This window comes from Rhodococcus sp. P-2 (genome assembly GCF_016598535.1).
Taxonomy (GTDB): domain Bacteria; phylum Actinomycetota; class Actinomycetes; order Mycobacteriales; family Mycobacteriaceae; genus Rhodococcus_F; species Rhodococcus_F baikonurensis.
Genome location: NZ_CP066779.1, coordinates 5,126,285 through 5,146,143 on the forward strand (window position 1 = coordinate 5,126,285; position 19,859 = coordinate 5,146,143).

Here is a 19,859-nt window from a genome sequence, read left to right on the forward strand (position 1 = left end):
TCAGCTGTTTCTTTGTCCGGGAACAGCATCCGTGCCGCGATGGGTACCGTCGCGGACCGTTCCGACGTACTCCTCGAGCAGATCCTCGAGCGCGACGATACCGATCACGACTCCGTCGGCGTCCGCGACTGCGCCGAGATGAGAGCTCGCCCGACGTAGGCCGGCCAACGCTTCGGCCAGCGGCGTGCTGAGCGGAACGATGGGCAGCGGGCGGATATCCGACGTCGGAACGACGGTGTCCGGCCCGGCGGCTTCGTCGAGCACCTCGTCGAGCACGTCCTTGAGGTGCACGTACCCGGCCAGAGATCCGTCGCTCGCTCGCACCGGGTAACGGGAGTATCCGGTCTCGATGACCGCGCGCTCGATCTCACCCAGTGTTGTTCCCGACGGCGTGAGGGGAATGGTCCGCACCTTGTCGAGAGTGATCAGGACCTCGGAGACGGTGCGATCGGTCGATTCGAGTGCCTGCTTCAATCGCCTGTGTTCTTCGGCGTCGATCAGACCTTCGGATCGCGATTCACCGATCATCGCCGACAATTCCACGGCAGAGACCGTGACGTCGAGTTCGTCCTTCGGCTCGACGCGCAGGAGCTTCAGCACTCCGTTTGCGCAGAGGTTGTAGAACGCGATGATCGGGCGAGCGATCTTGATGAAGGCCAGATGCACGGGAACGAGCAGCATGGCCGTCTTCTCGGGGCCCGCCAACGCGATGTTCTTGGGCACCATCTCGCCGAGCAGGATGTGCAGCACGACGACCAGCGACAGCGCGATCGCAAACGAAATCGGGTGCAGCAATCCATCGGGAAGGCCCACGGCTTCCATCGGCACCTCGAGGAGATGCGCAATGGCAGGCTCCGCGACCTTACCGAGGAGGATCGAGCAGATCGTGATGCCCAGCTGAGCCGCAGCAAGCATCAGCGACAGGTTCTCACCGGCCTTGATGACCGTGAGCGCTCGCTTCTTGCCTTGAGCGACCAGTGCCTCGAGGCGGTCACGTCGTGCGGAGATCAGCGCGAACTCCGCACCGACGAAGAATGCGTTGCCGGCAAGCAGCACGACGGTGAGGAGAACACCGAAGAGGTTATTCATCGTCGGACTCCTTCTTGTCGTCGTCTGCGGATTCGGGTTCGACGTAAGCAGGGACAGGCGTGATAGTCACCCGGTCGATACGACGGCCGTCCATGCTGGTCACCCGCGCGATCCACTTGCCACGGGAATCGCCGGACGAGTCGACATCGGGCAACTCCACTTCGTCACCTTCGTCGGGGATGCGCCCCAGTTCGGTGAGCACCAACCCACCGAGGGTGTCGTAGTCGCCTTCGGGGGCGGTGTATCCCGTCGCCGACGTGACCTCGTCGATGCGCAAGAGGCCGGAGCACGACCATCCGTCGCCGACGCGTTGTACGTCGAGTTCGGGTTCGTCGTGTTCGTCGCGCACATCGCCGACGATTTCCTCGATGAGGTCTTCCATCGTGACGATGCCGGCTGTTCCGCCGTATTCGTCGACGACAAGAGCGACCTGCATGCCGTCGGAGCGGATCCGCTCCATGACGGTGTCTCCGTCCAAGCTCGACGGCACGACCGGAACACGTTGCGCCAGACTGTCGACGCGCGTCGTGCGCCTGCGTTCCGCGGGAACGGTGAACGCGTGCTTGATGTGTACGACGCCGACCGTGTCGTCCAGATCGCCGCGGACGACGGGGAAGCGCGAGTAGCCGGTCCGCGACGCCGTCACGATGAGGTCTGCGACGGTGTCCGAGAGTTCCAGCGATTCGATCTTCACTCGCGGAGTCATCAGCTCTTCTGCGGTGCGGTCACCGAACTGCAGTGAACGGTCGACGAGCATCGCCGTGCCCTTGTCGATGGACCCGCGCTGCGCGGACGTACGAACGAGTGACCCGAGTTCCTGCGGTGATCGCGCGGAGCGCAACTCTTCCGCAGGTTCGATGCCCAGGCGTCGCACGATCCAGTTGGCGGTTCCGTTGAGGCCGTTGATGGCCCACCGGAAGATCAGCGAGAAGCCTGCCTGCAGACCCGCAGTCGCGCGAGCAGTGGGCATCGGCTTGGAAATTGCGAGGTTCTTCGGTACGAGCTCACCGAAGATCATGGAGAACGAGGTCGCAAGCACCAGCGCCAAGATCAAAGACGTTGTGGAAGCGGCGGATTCACCGAGTCCGACGGCCTTCGCGACCGGCGTGATGAACCGCGCCAGAACGGGCTCGGCCAGGTAACCGGTGATCAGGGTGGTGATCGTGATGCCGAGTTGGGCACCGGAGAGCTGGAACGAGAGCGTCTTGTGCGCGTGTTGAACCTGACGCGAGCGTCGGTCGCCGTCGCGAGCGGCTTCGTCGACGGTGCTGCGCTCGAGAGCAGTCAGCGAGAATTCGGCCGCCACGAAGAGGGCGGTGCCTGCAGTCAGCGCGATGAAGCCGAAGAGGCTGAGAATGGTGAAAACGATGTCCATGTGTCATCGCCACCTGAGGTGTGCACGGGGGCCGCCGGGTTTGTCTCCCGGCTCGCTAGAGGAGCCCTCCGAACCGGCGGAATCAGACGATTCCTCGGATAAAACGACGGGTGTAGCGCCGGGTAAGTGTGTGGGTGCCTCGGGCACCGGGTTCCTCTCGTCAGAGCCGAGGATTTCTCGGCTGTAGCGGGCTCGGTCGGGTCGCCGAAGGGCACCCGACCGAGTTTTATTTCTTGTTTACGGATCCAATGATACCGGCGGGTGCCCGGGAGTAGGGACCCGAGCACCCGCCGACTGTCACAGAACGTGGTTCACCAACCCGACGGGAGTGGCCGTCCTTCGGCGAATCCGGCGGCGGACTGAACACCGAGAACCGCCTTCTCGTGCAGCTCTTCGAGTGAGCGTGCACCCGCGTACGTGCAGGTACTGCGCACGCCGGAACAAATCTGATCGATCAGGTCCTCGACTCCGGGGCGCTCGGGATCGAGACGCATCCGCGAACTCGAGATGCCTTCCTCGAACAATCCCTTACGGGCGCGATCGAAAGCAGTTTCGGTGGCTGTGCGAGCGGCAACAGCGCGCTTGGAAGCCATACCGAAGCTCTCCTTGTACGCGTTGCCCGCCTGATCGACTTTGAGGTCGCCGGGGGACTCGTACGTGCCGGCGAACCACGAGCCGATCATGACGTTCGACGCGCCCGCCGCGAGGGCGAGGGCAACATCGCGGGGGTGGCGAACGCCGCCGTCGGCCCAGACGTGCTTGCCGAGCTCGCGCGCCGCAGCCGCACATTCCGCGACGGCCGAGAACTGTGGGCGTCCGACGCCGGTCATCATGCGGGTCGTGCACATGGCGCCCGGCCCGACTCCGACCTTGACGATGTCGGCGCCGGCAGCGATCAGATCACGGGTGCCCTGTGCCGAGACCACGTTGCCTGCGACCAACGGAACGCCGAGGTCGAGCGCCTTGAGCGTGGTCAGCGCATCGATCATTCTCTGCTGGTGACCGTGCGCCGTGTCGACGACGATCACGTCGGCACCGGCGTCGACGAGTGCCTTGGCCTTGGCGCCCACGTCGCCGTTCACACCGACCGCCGCAGCGACCCGGAGTGCGCCGCGCTCGTCGACTGCAGGGTCGTAGATGCCGGCACGAATCGCGCCGGTGCGGGTGAGGACGCCGGCAAGAGTGCCGTCTTCGTTGACGATGACCGCGAGCGGATCGTGCTTGGCTTCGAGGAGTTCGAACACCTCGCGCGGCGTCGCGGTGACCGGGGCTGTGACGAAGTCGGTGATGGCGACCGAGCGCAGACGCGTGAACCGGTCGACGTCAGCGCACGCGGCCTCGGTGACCACGCCGAGTGGCTTGCCCTCTTCGACCACCACGACGGCGCCGTGTGCACGCTTGGGAAGCAGCGCCAGCGCGTCGGAGACGGCGTCGTCCGGACTCAGGGTGACCGGCGTGTCGGCGACGAGGTGGCGGCTCTTGACGAACGCCACGGTTTCGGCGACGGCTTCGGTGGGGACGTCCTGCGGAATGATGACCAGTCCGCCGCGGCGGGCAACTGTCTCGGCCATGCGGCGGCCGGCGACTGCCGTCATATTGGCGACGACGACAGGAATGGTGGTTCCGGATCCGTCGGAAGAAGTGAGATCGACGTCGAACCGGGAGGTGACCTCTGTCCGGTTAGGGACGAGAAAAACGTCGTCGTAGGTCAGGTCGTATGGGGGGCGTTGCCCTTCGAGGAACTGCACGTTTCACGAGCCTACCGTCGATTCCGCCGTGGCGCCCTCGGTATCGCGCGCTTGGGAGCGGGAGAGGGCGATCGTGGTCATGATCATGACGGCGACGGCGCACCCGATGAGAGCAATTCCGGGACCGTCCACGCGGAGGCGTTCGTCCAGCACCGTCATCCCCAGGAAGATGGCTGCGATCGGCTCGCCGATCGTCAGGGCGGGTAGCGACGCCGACAGCGGTCCGACCTGGAAGGCGCGTTGCTGGAGGTAGACCCCGATGGCGCCCGAGGCGATCAGCGCCCAGGTCTGCCACGCCGAAATCACTCCGACGACGCCGTGTCCGAGTAGGTCGGTGACGTACTTGGTGAATGCGACCGCCACACCGTAGAAGATGCCGGCCGCGGAGCCGAGAAGCAGTGCGCGCCAACCGCCGTCGAGTTTCGACAGGCCGCCGATGGTCGCAATCACGGCGACTGCGACCGTGATCGTCAGGGGTACAGCCCAATCCGACCACGGTGCATTGCTGTCGCCCTCGGTGGGATCGCCGACCACGAGGAAGATCGCCAACGAAATCGCGAGCATGATCGCCAGTGACCACGCCGAACGGGTGATGCGGATTCCCGAGAACTTGGCCGAGAGCGGCAGAGCAAACAAGAGCGAGGTCACGATCAGCGGCTGCACCACCAACACCGAACCCAACGACAGTGCAACGGCCTGCATGACGTAACCGCCGCCGTCACCGATCAATCCGGCCCACCACCGAGGACTCCGGATCAGCGACGCCACCAACGCCTCGCCTTCGGGAACCGCCGACGCTGCGCGCTGCTGAGCGACCGAAGCGCACGCGAAGAGCAGTGCAGCGAGAAGTGCGCAGAGAACCGAGATCAGTGGAAGATCACCCATGTCCTCAGTGTGCGCGCTTGCCCGCCCGATTTCCGGCAGACGGCTTTCCTGCGCCGGGTGCGCCGCGACGCGGAGCCAAGCCCTTGGACGCCAGACGCTCCGAACGAGTCGGGACCGGGGTGCCGTCCGCACGGATCTTCTTCACACTCTTGGGATCGGTGACCCGACGCGAGGAGGCGGCTCGTTTGTCGCCGTCCTTCTTCATCCGGCCTCCGGCAGCGGTCCGGCCTGCAGTGTCGTGTTCCTGACGGCCACGCTTGGCGGTGTGCTTGACGGCGACCGTCGTATCGGGAGCCTCGACCGGAATTCCCGTCGGTTCCATCGCTCCGGTGATGCGCGTGAGTTCCAGATCGTCCGGACGAACCCGCACACCGTGAACCTTGATGCCTGCCTGCTTGGTCAACTTCTCGACCGCATCACGTTCTTCGTCGGTGACGATGGTGACGACGACGCCCGATTCGCCGGCGCGTGCCGTCCGGCCGGCCCGGTGCAGGTAGTCCTTCGCCTCGGCCGGGGGATCGACGTGAACCACGAGCGTCACGTCGTCCACATGGATTCCGCGGGCTGCCACGTCGGTGGCGACCAGGACAGGAGTTGTCCCGTCGGAGAACGACGCGAGAGTCTTGGTCCGGTTGTTCTGTGTCTTGCCGCCGTGCAGAGCCCCGGCCGAGACACCGATCAAATGCAGTTGCTGCGCAAGACGATCCACGCCGTGCTTGGTCTTGACGAACATGATGGTCCGCCCCGCCCGTGAAGCGATATGTGCGACAACGGATCTCTTGTCGTCACGATCGACGAAGAGCAGGTGATGCTCCATGGTCGAGACGGTGGCAACCGGGGGAGCAGTCGAGTGCGATGCCGGATTGCGCAGGTAACCCGCGACCAGATCGTCGACCTTGCCGTCGAGGGTTGCCGAGAAGAGAAGACGCTGACCATCTTTCGGTGTCGTGTCGAGAATCTTCGCGACCTCGTCGATGAAACCCATGTCTGCCATGTGGTCGGCTTCGTCGATGGTCGTGATCACCACGTCGTCGAGAATCACCGACTTCTGCTCGAGTAGGTCGAGTAGACGGCCTGGGGTCGCGATGAGTAGATCGACACCTCTGGTCAGGATGTCTGCCTGGCGCTTGATCGGAACGCCACCGACCGCATTGGCCACACGCAAACCGATCTCGGTAGCGGCGTCGTCGAGTGCTTTGTGAATCTGGATCGCCAGTTCGCGGGTGGGAGCGAGCACCAAACCGCGCGGACGATTCCGCTTGCTGGCCCCGCCCTTGAGGCGCACCAACATCGGAAGCCCGAAGGCCAAGGTCTTTCCGGAACCCGTCGCGCCGCGCCCGAGAACATCCCGGCCGGCAAGGACGTCAGGGATGGTGGCCGACTGAATGGGGAAGGGAGCGTCGATGCCGTTTCGGCGCAACGCGTGCACCATCACGGCGGGGATTCCGAGGTCGACGAACGAACGCCCTTCGGTCGAGGTGGGCGAGTCGATCGTCGATTCCTGCATTTGTCCAGGCTACCGGGTATCGGTAGAGGCAGATGACCGCAACTACCGATACCCGCTGTGAATCAGGCCTCGATTTCGCTGCGGTCACCGCTCCACAGCGTGTGGAACTTGCCCGGCTTGTCGATGCGCTCGTAGGTGTGCGCGCCGAAGAAGTCGCGCTGACCCTGAGTCAGGGCAGCCGGCAGACGCTCCGCACGCAGACCGTCGTAGTACGAGAGCGAGGATGCGAACGCCGGTACCGGAATGCCGAGCATCGTCGCGGTGGCGACCACGCGGCGCCAGCTGTCGATGCCTGCCTCGATGGCCTCGCGGAAGTACGGCGCCAGGATCAAGCTCGGCAGGCTCGGATCTGCGTCGAATGCATCCTTGATGCGGTTGAGGAACTGCGCACGGATGATGCAGCCACCGCGCCAGATCGTTGCCAGGTCGGCAGGCTTGAGGTTCCAGTCGTACTCGGCGCTGCCGGCAGCGATCTGATCGAAGCCCTGCGCGTATGCCACGATCTTCGACGCGTACAGCGCTGCCTGGATGTCGGCGGCGAACTGCTCGGCGTCAGCAGGCTTGTCGCCGAGAGAACCGGCAGCCAGACCCTGCGCCTGAGCTGCGGCGCGCTGGTTGCGGCTACCGGACAGTGCGCGAGCAAACACGGCCTCGGCGATACCGGTGACCGGTACACCCAGATCGAGAGCGGACTTGACCGTCCAGCGGCCCGTGCCCTTCTGCTCGGCAGCGTCGACGATGACGTCGACCAACGGCTTGCCCGTCTCGGCGTCGACCTGGCGGAGCACCTCGGCGGTGATCTCGATCAGGTAGGACTCGAGCGTGCCCTTGTTCCACTCGGTGAAGACGTCCGCGACCTGACCGGCGTCGTAGCCCAGCGCGTCACGGAAGAGGTTGTACGCCTCGCCGATGAGCTGCATGTCGGCGTACTCGATGCCGTTGTGCACCATCTTGACGAAGTGACCGCTGCCGTCGGGGCCGATATGCGTGCAGCACGGGGTGCCGTCGACGTGAGCGGAGATGGACTCGAGAAGCGGGCCGAGAGCCTCGTACGACTCCTTCGGGCCGCCGGGCATGATCGACGGGCCGTTGAGTGCGCCTTCCTCGCCACCGGAGATACCAGCGCCGACGAAGTGCAGTCCGCGGGCACGGATCGCTGCTTCACGACGGATCGTGTCGGTGTACAGCGAGTTGCCGCCGTCGATGATGATGTCGCCGGGCTCCATGGCGTTCGCGAGCTCTTCGATGACAGCATCGGTCGGGGCGCCTGCCTTGACCATGATCAGAACGCGTCGCGGCTTCTGCAGTGCGGCAACAAACTCTTCGACGGTCTCGGTGCGCACGAAATCGCCCTCGGAACCATGCTCGGCGATCAAAGCATCGGTCTTCGCGATGCTGCGGTTGTGCAGGGCAACGGTGTGACCGTGGCGGGCGAAATTGCGGGCAATATTCGAACCCATGACGGCCAGGCCGGTGACGCCGATCTGAGCTCGGGGTGATTCGGTGCTAGTGGTTGACATGCTTACAGCTTTCCCTCTCGGTCCGCGGCTGTGAAATCCTGCGCTGTGCGCAGCCGGAAACTGTGCGGCCGCGACGCGCGTGAACATCAGACCGTGCATACAAAACACGGATGCAGATCACTTTAATTGCAGTGACCTGCATCCGTCTCGATACAGCTTCCGGCGCAGCCGGAAGGTTCTCAGTGTTCAGTTGTCGAGCCGCAGCTCAGCGTAGGTATTACCGCTGATCGCGCTTCGGGCCGTCGAATCCGTCATAGCTACGACGGTCGGTGCGGCTGCGGAAGCCACCACCACTGGTCGAGGCTGCGCGGTTGTCGCCACCGTCACGATTGCCCTGGTATCCACCGGAGGAGCGGTTGCCCTGGTAACCGGTCGAGGGGCGGCTGTCGCGATCACCGTACGAGCGGTTGTTGTCGCGGTTGCCCTGGTAGCCACCACCGGAAGAGCGGTTGCCCTGGTAACCGCCGCGGCTCTCGCCGTCGCGGCTTCCCTGGTAGCCACCACCGGAAGAGCGGTTGCCCTGGTAGCCCGTCGACGGGCGACTGTCGCGGTCTCCGTAGGACGGGCGGCTGTCGCGGTTGCCCTGGTAACCACCGCTGGAGCGGTCACCCTGGTATCCGGCGGAAGAACGGTTGCCCTGGTATCCGCCGCGGCTCTCGCCGTCACGGCTTCCCTGGTATCCACCCGACGAGCGGTTTCCTTGGTATCCGGTAGAGGGGCGGCTGTCGCGGTTGCCCTGGTAACCACCGCTGGAGCGGTCACCCTGGTATCCGCCGCGGCTCTCGCCGTCACGATTGCCCTGGTATCCACCCGAGGAGCGGTTGCCCTGGTATCCACCGGAGGCGCGGTTGCCCTGGTAGCCGCCGCGGCTTCCGCCACGATCACCGAAGGAGCGCTCGCCACGAGAAGAGCTCTCGCGCAACGGTTCTCCGGTCGGCTTCTTGGCGCCGGTGATGCGTGCCAGTTCAGCAGAACCCGGGGTGACAGCAACGGCTGCGGCGTTGACGCCGGCCATTCCGGTCAAACGCTTGAACTGACGCTTCTGGTTGGGCAGCACGATGGCGACAACGGTGCCCTTCTCGCCGGCGCGCGCGGTACGACCTGCGCGGTGCAGGTAGTCCTTGTGATCGGCCGGGGGATCGACGTGAACGACGAGGTCGATGCCGTCGACGTGGATACCGCGCGCTGCGACGTCCGTCGCGACGAGGACCGGGGTGCGGCCGTTCTTGAAACGCTCGAGGACGCGGGTGCGCTGGTTCTGGGCCTTGCCGCCGTGAAGCGACTCGGCAGCGATACCGACTGCACGGAGGCGGTCGGTGATTCCCTCGCAACCGAGCTTGGTGCGGGCGAACATGATCGTGCGTCCGTCACGGGCACCGATCTCGGCGAGGACGGAATCCTTCTGTCCACGGTCGACGAGGAGGACGTAGTGCTCCATCGTGTCGACGCTCGCGCGGCCGTCTTCGGTGGAGTGGGTGACGTGGTTGGCCAGGAACTGACGAACCAGCGACTGGACCTCACGGTCGAGGGTCGCCGAGAACAGCAGGCGCTGTCCGTCTGCGGGGGTCTCACCGAGGATCGAGCGAACCTCGGGCAGGAAGCCCATGTCCGCCATCTGGTCGGCTTCGTCGAGTGCGGTGATTTCCACCGAGTCGAGGATGCAGGTGCCCTGACGCAGGTGGTCGCCGAGACGACCCGGCGTTGCGACGAGGACGTCGACGCCGCGGCGAAGCTGATCGACCTGCTTGGCGAAGGGCGTTCCACCGACAGCGGGACGAACCGTCAGTCCGAGTGCACCGGCATACGAGTTCAGGGAGTCGACCACCTGGAAAGCAAGCTCACGGGTGGGGACGAGCACGAGAGCGCGGGGACGCTTGGCGGCCGGGCGATCTTCGTGGCGCGAGAGGCGGGTCAGCATCGGCAGGCCGAAGGCGAGAGTCTTGCCCGATCCGGTCTGTGCGCGGCCGAGAACGTTGGTTCCGGCGAGCGCGTCCGGGATGGACTGCGCCTGAATGGGAGACGGAACGGTGATGGAGTTGCGCGCCAATGCGGCAACAAGCTGCTCGGGCAGGCCGATCTCGGCGAAGGTGATACCCGGCTCGGTGGCGACTGCTTCTTCGGCAGCGGGGGTGTTGACGGTGGGGTCTTCGATGTTCTCGGAAGACGACATTTGGACAGCGTTGGTCACGCGGAAACCTCTCCGGACTACGGGCACGTCGCGGAGCGGAAGAAGCCATGCTGAAATACACGACACAGTTCGCAAAGGGACGAGCCAGGGCACATGTCACCTGGCAATCCGAACGCATACTGCGGGGAATTGGGCTGTGTGCCGTTATATGTTGACGGACCACGATGGTGGCCGTGGTCCACTCTACGCCACCGGCGACACCGAAGTCAGGTAACCCCGCCTGTGACCTGCACTACTACACGTGGTTGCGCTGGTCAAGACTCAGTATGCGTTGAAAAGCAGGCGAAGTTCGGTGAGCCAGGGCACTGCTACCGCCACGGTGGGCACCACAAGAATTGCAACCGCCCCCAGATACGCAAAAACTGCGATCCGAGGATCGGCATCGTCAGCGGAGAGGCGCTGCACTCGAATGAGCGTCGACGGACCACCTGCTGCCATCGCTCCGCGGGGTGCTGTCGATCCGGCACACGCGACCAGGGCTCGCGCCAGGGGAGTAGGGCCGGTGGCGCGCACAGCTGAATCGTCGGCGAGCAACTCCACCAGGAGCTGTACCGATCCCAGAGCCGACTTGCTACGGACGAAACGGGGAAACGCGTGATTGACAGCGGTGAACGCCTCGAGTACCAGGTCGTGACGCGCCCGCAAATGTGAGCGTTCGTGCGTCAGGATGGCCTTGACCTCGGCATGATCGAGGTTCTGCAAAGTGCCTTGACTGAGAACCACGCGTTGGCGCAGGCCCGGTAGGCAGTAGGCGATCGGTTCGTCCACGTCCAACACTCGCAGGTCGGGTGTGCGTTCCACCGAGGCGGGCATGGCACAGTCGTCGAGAAGGTCTACCAAGACGCGGTGCCGTGCACGGCGTCGTCGGGTCCTGACCGCGACCTGGATGATCGAGAAGATCAGCTTGGCGCCGATCAGGAGCGTCAGAGCAAAAACAACCACGTACAGAATCCACAGTGGCAACCCGAGTGCATCGATCTCGGCAGTCGGAGCCGTCGTCGGCCTACCGTCGGCGCCGGGAACGAGCAGCTGGCTGGCAATGGCCAGGCCCGAGCTGAATGCCGACAACACCGCAGCAATTGCGACGGCTTGCCACAGAACCAAAGCCGCGCGTGGAGCGCGGTAAGGCCACGTGGAGCGGCTCAGGAGTGCGGGAACCGGACCGGCCAGCAACAAGGCAAGCAGTCCGAAAACCAGCGCAGTAGTGGCGTTCATGTCCTACACATCATGCACGACGAAATCAGTTCGGCCTAGAAATTCCGGGCTGCGCAGCCTTTTTCGCGGACTCGCGCACCTCGAGGGCAGCAAGAGCTTCGCGGAGAGCATCGGCTTCGTCTGCATTGACCTGTCCCACGAAGTGGACAAGTGCCGCAGCGCGTCCGCCGGACTCGGGAGCCTGAGCCAGTGCGTCGACCATCAGGCTCGCGACCAGTTCTTCGCGCTTGTTGACGGGAAGATAGCGATGCGCGCGATCGTCACGCTGCTGAATCACCAGATGCTTCTTCGCCAGGCGCTGCAGAACGGTCATCACCGTCGTGTACGCCAATTCGCGATGCGTCGCGAGTGCCTCATGCACCTGTCGCACAGTTTGCGGTTCCGATGTGGACCACAAATGATCCATCACCGCGCGTTCGAGTTCACCTAGACCTGCCATTCTTCGATTCTACGGACTTCCACGACGAAATACGTACTACTGGTAGTAGTAACCGTCTCCGCAGGGGTGTGGTATTGGCCATAGTGATCTGCATGACGGTTACGGTGGTGTGAGTAGACAGAAATGCCGATACTGGGCAAGCCCACAGTCGATCCGCAGAAAGTAGCCGCACGTAGATGACGATCGACAGTTCGCCGGGCACCACGGAATCGACATCACGGATACGGGCACTTGCGCAGAAGGCTGCCGACATTGTTCGTTTCGGCATCCGCGATGCACCGTTGACGGTCGTCCTCCTTCTCACCATGTGGATCCTGGGTGCTGCCACCGGCAGCCTCGTACACGGACCGTCCCGCGATCTCGAGCACACGATCGGTGCGGGAATGGGTTCGATCCAGCACGGACGTATCTGGACTCCGCTCACCTCTGCTCTGTGGGCAGGAAACCTGCTCGGGTACATCGGTGCGAGTGTGCTCCTGATCGCTGTCGCGGCACCCCTCGAGCGGCGGATGGGAACGGTCAAGCTCGCAATTGCCGGAGCGAGCACCCAGATTCTCGGTGTTCTCCTCGGACTCGGCTGGGCTTCGTTCGTGAAGGTGTTCGATTCCAACTGGGGATTCCGTCTACACGTCGGCTCTGCTGTCGGCGCGAGTGCGTGGATCGTCGGCGCCGCGATGGCCGCCAGCTCGAACATGGGCACTTTGTGGCGTCGACGCATCCGCGTCGGCACCCTGGCCTTGACCATCACCTTGGCGTTGTTCAGCGGCCAGCTGCAAGACGTCATCAGGTTCTTCGCCGCGGTCGTAGGGCTGGTGATCGGGCAGTGGATCGTGGGACGGTCGGCTCGCGGCGAGCGCATCGCCGGGACCCAGAGGGAAGGTCGCGTTCTCGTCGCCATCGTCGTGGCGGCCAGTGCGATCGGACCGATGATCGCCGCGCTGTCCCCGCAAGCGGTGGGCCCACTCGCCGTGCTGCGGGATCTCTTCCGCGGCGTTCCCTGGACGGTCGCAGAAGTTCGCGAGCTGTGCGCCGAGTCGGCGTCGGATCCGGACTGCCGACGCGGCCTACTCGAGCTGAGACTTTCGGGCATCGGGCCGACTCTGCTCTCGTTGATGCCGTCGATTTTCGTTCTGGTATTGAGTGACGGGCTCCGTCGAGGCCGAAGATTCGCCTGGATTGCGACTGTCTGCGCTCAGGTCGTCCTACTGGTCCTCTCGATCGGGAACTTCGTCATCAGGTTCGTCGACGCCGTGGACAGCGACAGCCTGTTCTACGGAATCAGTGATCCGAACGTGTACCGCACTCTGGTGCCGTTCCTGACGCCGCTGTTCGTGCTGATCCTGTTAATCTCCACACGTCGATACTTCGACGTGGCGGCACCGGCCAAGACGTACCGGCGTCTGGGCGTTGCGATCGTGGCGTTGCTCGGGGTCCTCGCCGTGATCTACGTGGGCGGCGGAATGCTCGCCAGGCACGGGTTCGACCGCGAGCCGACGGTCGCGATGTTGCTCGCGGACTTCCCTCAGCGCCTCGTACCGCCGGTGTACCTACAGTTGATCGACCCGCGCCTGCTTCCCGTGGACATCGAGTCGACGTTGCTCTTCGAATGGACCGGCGTCGTGTTCTGGGGCGTTGCCGCCGTGTTGGTTTTCGTGAGTTTCCTCAAGCCGGTCAAGACCGCCGATCCCGAAGCCGCCGAACGAGCGCGATCTATGTTGATCGCCGGTACCGGCAGCCCGTTGTCGTGGATGACGACGTGGAAGGGGAACACCTACTGGTTCAGCGCGGACGGTTCGAGTTACGTCGCGTATCGCGTCATCGGCGGCGTTGCTCTCACCACTGGTGATCCGGTCGGTCCTCCCGATCGCATGCGCGCAGCGATCGAGGAGTTCGCCGAGTTCGCGTCGTCGAACGGGTGGATACCGTGCTTCTATTCGGTGACGGACGAGGCGCGCACCATCACCGATTCCATGGGCTGGAGCGGTCTACAGGTCGCCGAGGAAACGGTCCTCGATCTGGGCGGAATCGCGTTCACGGGCAAGCGGTTCCAGGACGTGCGCACCGCACTGAACCGGGCGAAGAAGTCCGGTATCTCCGCCGAGTGGATTTCCTTCCCTCATGCACCTCTCGCGATCAAGGATCAGATCGTCGCGATCTCGGAAGAATGGGTAGCGGACAAGGGGATGCCCGAGATGGGATTCACTCTCGGGGGACTCGACGAGGTCGACGACGAACAAGTGCGGTGCCTGATTGCCGTCGACGAGGATCGCACCGTGCACGGTGTCACGTCATGGCTACCGGTGTACCGCGACGGCAAAGTCGTCGGCTGGACCCTCGACTTCATGAGGCGACGCTCCGAAGGGTTCCGTCCCGCGATGGAGTTCCTCATCGCTTCCGCTGCACTCAAATTGGAGGAGGAGGGCGTCGAGTTCCTCAGTCTGTCCGGCGCGCCGTTGGCGACCATTGCCGGCGACTCCGGTACGGACTCAGCCGCGACCAACGCAGACGAACCTGAGGCCACGACCTTCTCGGCAATGATGGACAGCGTGCTCGACCTACTCGGTCGCACCCTGGAACCGGTGTACGGATTTCGATCGCTGTTGGCCTTCAAATCGAAGTTCCAGCCTCGGTACGTGCCGATGCACATGACTTTCGCCGATCCAGCCGCGTTGCCGAGCATCGGCAACGCGGTCGGACGGGCATACCTGCCGACCGTGACGATCGGTCAAGGTTTCAAACTCGTTCGGACGATTCTGGGTCGCTGATTCGCGATCGTCACGCAGGCTTTGCCGGCCCGCCGACGGCGCCGAACACGTGCCGGGTGCCGATCGGGACGATCAGCGGCCGATCCGAAACGGGATCGTCGATAACGGCAGCTTCGAGACCGAACACCTCGAGCAGAAGTTCCGCGGAAATGATGTCTTTGGGGACACCTGAAGCGACGACGGCGCCGTCGCGCATCACGATCAGATGATCGCTGTATCGGACCGCGAGATTGAGGTCGTGCAGAACCATCACCACGGTGCGCCCCATTTCCTCGTGGAGTTGATCCACCAGGTCGAGGACTTCCATCGAATGCGCAAGGTCGAGGTACGTGGTGGGCTCGTCGAGGAGCAGGATGTCGGTTCCCTGGGCGAGAGCCATCGAGATCCAGGCTCGCTGACGCTGGCCGCCGGACAATTGATCGACCGGCCGATCAGCGAGGTCGGAGACACCGGTCAGCTCCAGTGCTTCCGCGACCTCGCCCTCGTCGTCCGCGGACCACTGCCGAATCCACGACTGGTGCGGGTGGCGTCCACGCGAGACCAGATCGGCGACAGTGAGTCCTTCGGGCGCAACCGGAGTCTGGGGGAGCATGCCGAGCACCCGGGCGACTTCCTTGGTCTTCATCGAACTGATCGCCTTGCCGTCGAGGATGACCGATCCACCCTTGGGCTTGAGGAGACGACCGAGCGCACGGAGAAGTGTCGACTTGCCGCAACCGTTGGGTCCGATGACCGTCGTGATCACGCCGGTGGGGATCTCGAGATCGAGTCCGTCGACGATGATGCGATCCCCGTACCCGAGCGTCAGATTCTGCGCGACGAGACGCGAAGGAGCGTCGGTGGACTGGGCGATGGTGGTCATGCTGTGACCTTCCGATTGTTACGAACCAACAGGTAGAGCAAGAACGGGCCGCCCAGAGCGGAAGTCACGATTCCGACAGGGAGTTCCACAGGCAGAATTGTTCGAGCGATGACGTCACTGCCGACCACCAGTACAGCACCGGTCAGTGCGGAAGCCACGATGGGCGGGCCGGCCGAGCGCACCAGGCGCATGGCAACCTGTGGCGCCGCCAAAGCGACAAAGCCGACCGGACCTGCTGCTGCGGTCGCGATGGCGGCCAGTGCCACGGCGGAAAGCAACAGTTTGGCCTGCGATGATTGCAAGCGAACACCGAGTGAGGTGGCGTTGTCGTCGCCCAACCGCAGCGCTCCCATGGTGAACGAGGCGATCACCGCGTAGCCGCCGACTACTGCGACGGCGATCGCGACGGGCCACATCTGATTCCAGGTGGCACCGTTGAGCGAGCCGTTGAGCCACACCTGTGCGCGGGAGGCGTCGTTGATGTCCGCCGAGATGAGCAGCCATCCCGTCGCTGCAACCAGCATGGCGTTGATGCCGATACCGATCAGGATGAGGCGGAAACCCTCTACACCTTTGCGCCACGCCAAGGCGTAGATCACCACAGCTGTCAGCAGACCGCCACAGAGCGCAGCCAACGGAATGCCCAGTGTGGCAAGCATTCCCACGAACGAGCCACCGCCACCGAGGACGATGAGAGCAACCGCGGCAGCACTCGATCCGGCCGTGATTCCGAGGATGTCCGGGCTGGCGAGGGCATTGCGGGCAATCGTCTGGGTGACTGCACCGGCAATGCCCAGTGCCATACCGATGAAGAGGGCGGTGAGCGACCGCGGAAGTCGAAGGTCGAAGACGATCAGGTTCTGCGTCTTGCTTCCATTGCCGAGCAGTACGGAAATGACGTCGGGGATCGAGATCGGGTAGTCGCCACGTCCGATGTTGATGCAGAGCAGAAGGAACAGCGCAACTGCGAGGGCAATGCTCACCGACACCGCAAGCGGGCGATAGACCAGCGAGAATCCACCGAGGCGGATCGACTTACGAGAGGGGACGGTCCGGGGGAGTACCCGAATTTCCTGCTTGAGCGTCACAGACTTGCCAACTTCCTGCGGCGTACGAGAGCGATGAAGAACGGAGCGCCGAAGAGGGCCAGGATGATGCCGACCTGCAACTCACCGGGGCGCACGACCACGCGACCGATGATGTCCGCGGTGATCAACATGACTGCACCGAGCAAGCCCGCGTACGGGACCAGCCAGCGGTAGTCGGGTCCGGTGATGGCCCGGGCCACGTGGGGGACCACCAAACCGATGAACGCGATCGGACCACACGCCGCGGTGGCGGCGCCGGTCAGCAGGGTGATCGCGACGATGCCGAGTGTGCGACTGAACGCGATGTTGGTTCCCAAGGCTTTGGCAACGTCTTCACCCAGGCTGAGGACATTGAGCCCCGGCGTACTTGCCAAGGCGATGACCAAACCGAGTATCAGGAAAGGCAGGACCTGCCACAGGACGTCGAACCCGCGCCCGGATACCGAACCGACGACCCAGAACCGGTAGGCGTCCAAGCTGGTCTGGTCGAGGATGATCACGGCGTTGGTCATGGCTTGCAGGAAGAACGCGACGGCCGCGCCCGCCAGAGCCAGACTCAGAGGGCTGGCGCCGCCGTTTCCGATCGAGGACAAGCCGAAGACGACGATGCTGGCCACGAAAGATCCTGCGAACGCGAACCAGAGGTACTGACTCGGTGCGGTGAAGCCGAAGAGGTAGATCGCCATGACGACGAAGAACGCTGCGCCTGCGTTGAGGCCGAGTAGACCGGCATCCGCCAACGGGTTACGTGTGTGTCCCTGAATCAGCGCGCCGGCGATACCGAGTGCGATGCCGACAACGAGACCCAGGATGGTTCGCGGAGCGCGCAGGGTCCGCACGATGATGTCGGTCTGGGTGCCGTCAGAACTGAAGATGGCATGGAAGATTTCGGCAAACGTCAACGGCCGAGCGCCCACCGCGATGCTCGCGAGCATGACAAGTGCGAGAAGAACCGTCAGGACCGCGAGACCGATCAGGCGGCGCCGACGAGTTGCCCCGACGCTGTTGTCGCGCGCGAGTTCCTCGAAACCTTCGTCGCGTGCCGTGCTCTCACGGACCACCTCGATTCCGCTTCGATCGAAGGGTCTGCGTAGAGCCCGGCGAACACCGATGGGCTGTTTGGTCTTCGCGTCACGCGTGACCAGTCCGACCCATCCCTTTCCCGAGGTCCGACCCGTGGCGCCTTCACGGAATCCGAGGTTCCAGACGAGGAGACCGACGGCGATGGCTATCGCCGTCCCACCGAACACGGCGCGGTCGGCCTCGCCGCCTCCGTTGTCGTCACGGAGCGACTGAACGATGTACCAGCCGACGAGCAACGGAAGCAGGAACACTCCCGCGTCGAAAAACCCAGCTAGGACACGCATTCGGACAGGAGCCGGGCCGCGCGGCACTATGCGCCGTCCGTACGTCTCGCTGGGTCCTCGGGGATGTCCGTTCCCGAGTGGTTTGGTCATGGTCACTGGCGGTTCGAGCTCCTGGTCTTTGTGCGCAGGGAATTCGCATCTTAGGTTACGGAACCCTATGTGGGCGCGCTCCCCGCGGGGCAAGTTCCTGTGAATATGCGGTGCCCAGCGTCACAGTTCTTTACTCTTGAATTATGGTGAGGCTAACCTACATTAGGAACCACAAGACAACTTCGGCCGATTGGAGTGCACGGTGACCGTCACCTTGACCACCCAGCATGCGGATGTTCGTGAATTCGAACTCCGGTCGAACGCATTGAGCCGCACCAGCGTTCGCCTACGAGCACTCAACCCCGACTATCCTCGCGTCTATGCGGTTGCCGCCATGGCAGGCGAAGGCAAACGGCGCTGGTGGCAACTGAGTGAGGGTCTGCGCGGGGATCGGGTGCATCAGATGTTCGCCCGTTCACTTCAAGACCTCGACAGCGCTGAAGCTGCCGCGATCCAGGTCGCGACGTCACTTATTCATGCCGTGGTCGGCAGGGTGGCCGCGTCGATCGTCTCCGAAGGGTCCGCATGGGACCCAGGGCTGGAGAATCTGTTCATACACATGGACAGCGACGGTGGGATCGACTGGGCCGGCGTGGTCGACGAGACGCTGCGCGTGGCCCCGAACGGGCGAGAGGCCGGAAGCGACGGCGTCGTCGACATGCCCTGCGAAGAGGCGCTCCTTATTTGGACTGCGCACCGCTGCCTGACATCGCTGCGTGCCATCTACGACGCCGTCTCCCGATGTGCACCCGTCGACCAGTTCCGATTCTGGGGCCTGGTGGGGGAGTCGATCCTGGGCGCAGCCGCTTATGTTCCCATCCTGGCCGGTGAAGGCGAATCCGCAGCACAGCGTCGGGGGCAGGGTCTTCTCGACGCCTTTGTCGCAGCCGGGTTGCCGGTCCGCGCGCGCCGCAAGGTCTCGCTGCGTCCTCGTTGGAACCAATTCGATGAAGGGCTTGCTAAATTAGGTCAGCCTTGCCTATGATTGTGGAACACCTCGCGGAGAGTTGCACACCGCGAGAGTGGCGAAACTGCCGGACCGCGCCGGAGTCCTGAGGGCTGCAGAGACTCCCGGTCCTTCCCACGGCGGGTTTCACATCGAATGATGTGAAACCCGCCGGTTCTTTATCCAGACCTGATTCCAAGCTCGAGTTACCTCTCGTGTAATCAGATAGGGAGTGGCAGCCACACCGGCGCCAGAGAATCACAGATGGAGATGGCATGGTCGACACTGCTGAGACCGCAGAGATGATGAAACGCCTCGGAACGGGCTTCGACGCCACCATCGGCCTGGAATACACCGAACTGAGCTCGGACCGTGTGCGGGCACAGTGGACCGTCAAGCCCACGCTGCACCAGCCGGCAGGGATCCAGCACGGAGGCGTGTACTGCTCGGTGGTGGAGTCTCTCGCCAGCGTCGGCGGCACCGTGTGGCTGGGCGAGCGAGGCCACGTGGTCGGAGTCAACAACAACACCGACTTCCTGCGCGCAACGCGGGAAGGGACTCTCACCGCAGAAGCCACACCGATTCATCGCGGACGTACCCAGCAACTCTGGGAGGTTCGCATCACCGACGAGAACGACCGACTCGTTTCCAAGGGGCAGGTTCGCCTCGCCAACATCACCGAGGTGGCGAAGATCGGCAACTGACGACACGACAGTCGATCAAATGACGAAGGGCGGCAGTGGAGTTCAACTCCACTGCCGCCCTCGTCATTCGC

General features: G+C 63.9%; 15 protein-coding genes. 3 read left to right on the plus strand and 12 right to left on the minus strand.

What is annotated here, in order from left to right; all coding sequences use genetic code 11:
* The 9 genes from I7X09_RS23975 to I7X09_RS24015 form a co-directional block, all read right to left on the minus strand.
* On the minus strand, positions 1-1,089 hold the full coding sequence (locus I7X09_RS23975) for a hemolysin family protein (protein WP_095970144.1): 1,089 nt from the start codon (positions 1,087-1,089) through the stop codon (positions 1-3).
* A complete protein-coding gene (locus I7X09_RS23980) occupies positions 1,082-2,464 on the minus strand; it encodes a hemolysin family protein (RefSeq protein ID WP_095970143.1) in 1,383 nt (460 codons plus the stop codon). The genes I7X09_RS23975 and I7X09_RS23980 overlap by 8 nt, the downstream gene beginning before the upstream one ends.
* A 311-nt stretch (positions 2,465-2,775) precedes the next feature.
* Positions 2,776-4,212 carry a GuaB1 family IMP dehydrogenase-related protein gene (locus I7X09_RS23985; RefSeq protein WP_095970142.1) on the minus strand — a complete coding sequence of 479 codons (1,437 nt, stop codon included), beginning with the start codon at positions 4,210-4,212 and terminating at the stop codon, positions 2,776-2,778.
* Positions 4,213-4,215: 3 nt separating this feature from the next.
* Positions 4,216-5,097, minus strand: coding sequence for a DMT family transporter (locus tag I7X09_RS23990; RefSeq protein WP_095970141.1), 882 nt, complete (start codon positions 5,095-5,097; stop codon positions 4,216-4,218).
* Positions 5,098-5,101: 4 nt separating this feature from the next.
* On the minus strand, positions 5,102-6,604 hold the full coding sequence (locus I7X09_RS23995) for a DEAD/DEAH box helicase (RefSeq protein ID WP_200313997.1): 1,503 nt from the start codon (positions 6,602-6,604) through the stop codon (positions 5,102-5,104).
* A 62-nt stretch (positions 6,605-6,666) separates the two neighbouring features.
* Positions 6,667-8,124, minus strand: a complete 1,458-nt coding sequence (gene gndA, locus I7X09_RS24000; RefSeq protein ID WP_007730904.1) for an NADP-dependent phosphogluconate dehydrogenase — start codon at positions 8,122-8,124, stop codon at positions 6,667-6,669.
* Positions 8,125-8,341: 217 nt separating this feature from the next.
* Entirely contained in the window at positions 8,342-10,312 is a 1,971-nt protein-coding gene (locus I7X09_RS24005) for a DEAD/DEAH box helicase (protein ID WP_200313999.1), read from the minus strand.
* Between the two features lie 261 nt (positions 10,313-10,573).
* Entirely contained in the window at positions 10,574-11,527 is a 954-nt protein-coding gene (locus tag I7X09_RS24010; protein WP_003944922.1) for a M56 family metallopeptidase, read from the minus strand.
* Between the two features lie 25 nt (positions 11,528-11,552).
* Complete coding sequence (locus I7X09_RS24015) at positions 11,553-11,966, minus strand: BlaI/MecI/CopY family transcriptional regulator (protein WP_003944876.1); 414 nt, start codon at positions 11,964-11,966, stop codon at positions 11,553-11,555.
* A 176-nt stretch (positions 11,967-12,142) separates the two neighbouring features.
* Here I7X09_RS24015 and I7X09_RS24020 point away from each other — a divergent pair, with 176 nt between their 5' ends.
* A complete protein-coding gene (locus I7X09_RS24020; protein WP_200314001.1) occupies positions 12,143-14,731 on the plus strand; it encodes a bifunctional lysylphosphatidylglycerol flippase/synthetase MprF in 2,589 nt (862 codons plus the stop codon).
* 10 nt (positions 14,732-14,741) lie between these two features.
* Here I7X09_RS24020 and I7X09_RS24025 read toward each other — a convergent pair whose 3' ends face one another.
* The 3 genes from I7X09_RS24025 to I7X09_RS24035 are packed head-to-tail and all read right to left on the minus strand — an operon-like array spanning position 14,742 to position 18,138.
* On the minus strand, positions 14,742-15,593 hold the full coding sequence (locus tag I7X09_RS24025) for an ABC transporter ATP-binding protein (RefSeq protein WP_020907760.1): 852 nt from the start codon (positions 15,591-15,593) through the stop codon (positions 14,742-14,744).
* Positions 15,590-16,681 (minus strand): FecCD family ABC transporter permease, encoded by a 1,092-nt coding sequence (locus tag I7X09_RS24030; protein WP_124568588.1) that lies wholly within the window; start codon positions 16,679-16,681, stop codon positions 15,590-15,592. Before I7X09_RS24030 ends, I7X09_RS24025 begins: the two co-directional genes overlap by 4 nt.
* Complete coding sequence (locus I7X09_RS24035; protein WP_378375604.1) at positions 16,678-18,138, minus strand: FecCD family ABC transporter permease; 1,461 nt, start codon at positions 18,136-18,138, stop codon at positions 16,678-16,680. The genes I7X09_RS24030 and I7X09_RS24035 overlap by 4 nt, the downstream gene beginning before the upstream one ends.
* 202 nt (positions 18,139-18,340) lie before the next feature.
* Here I7X09_RS24035 and I7X09_RS24040 point away from each other — a divergent pair, with 202 nt between their 5' ends.
* Positions 18,341-19,123, plus strand: coding sequence for a hypothetical protein (locus tag I7X09_RS24040; protein ID WP_095970134.1), 783 nt, complete (start codon positions 18,341-18,343; stop codon positions 19,121-19,123).
* Positions 19,124-19,359: 236 nt separating this feature from the next.
* Positions 19,360-19,788 (plus strand): PaaI family thioesterase, encoded by a 429-nt coding sequence (locus tag I7X09_RS24045; protein WP_200314005.1) that lies wholly within the window; start codon positions 19,360-19,362, stop codon positions 19,786-19,788.
* Positions 19,789-19,859 lie beyond the last annotated feature (71 nt).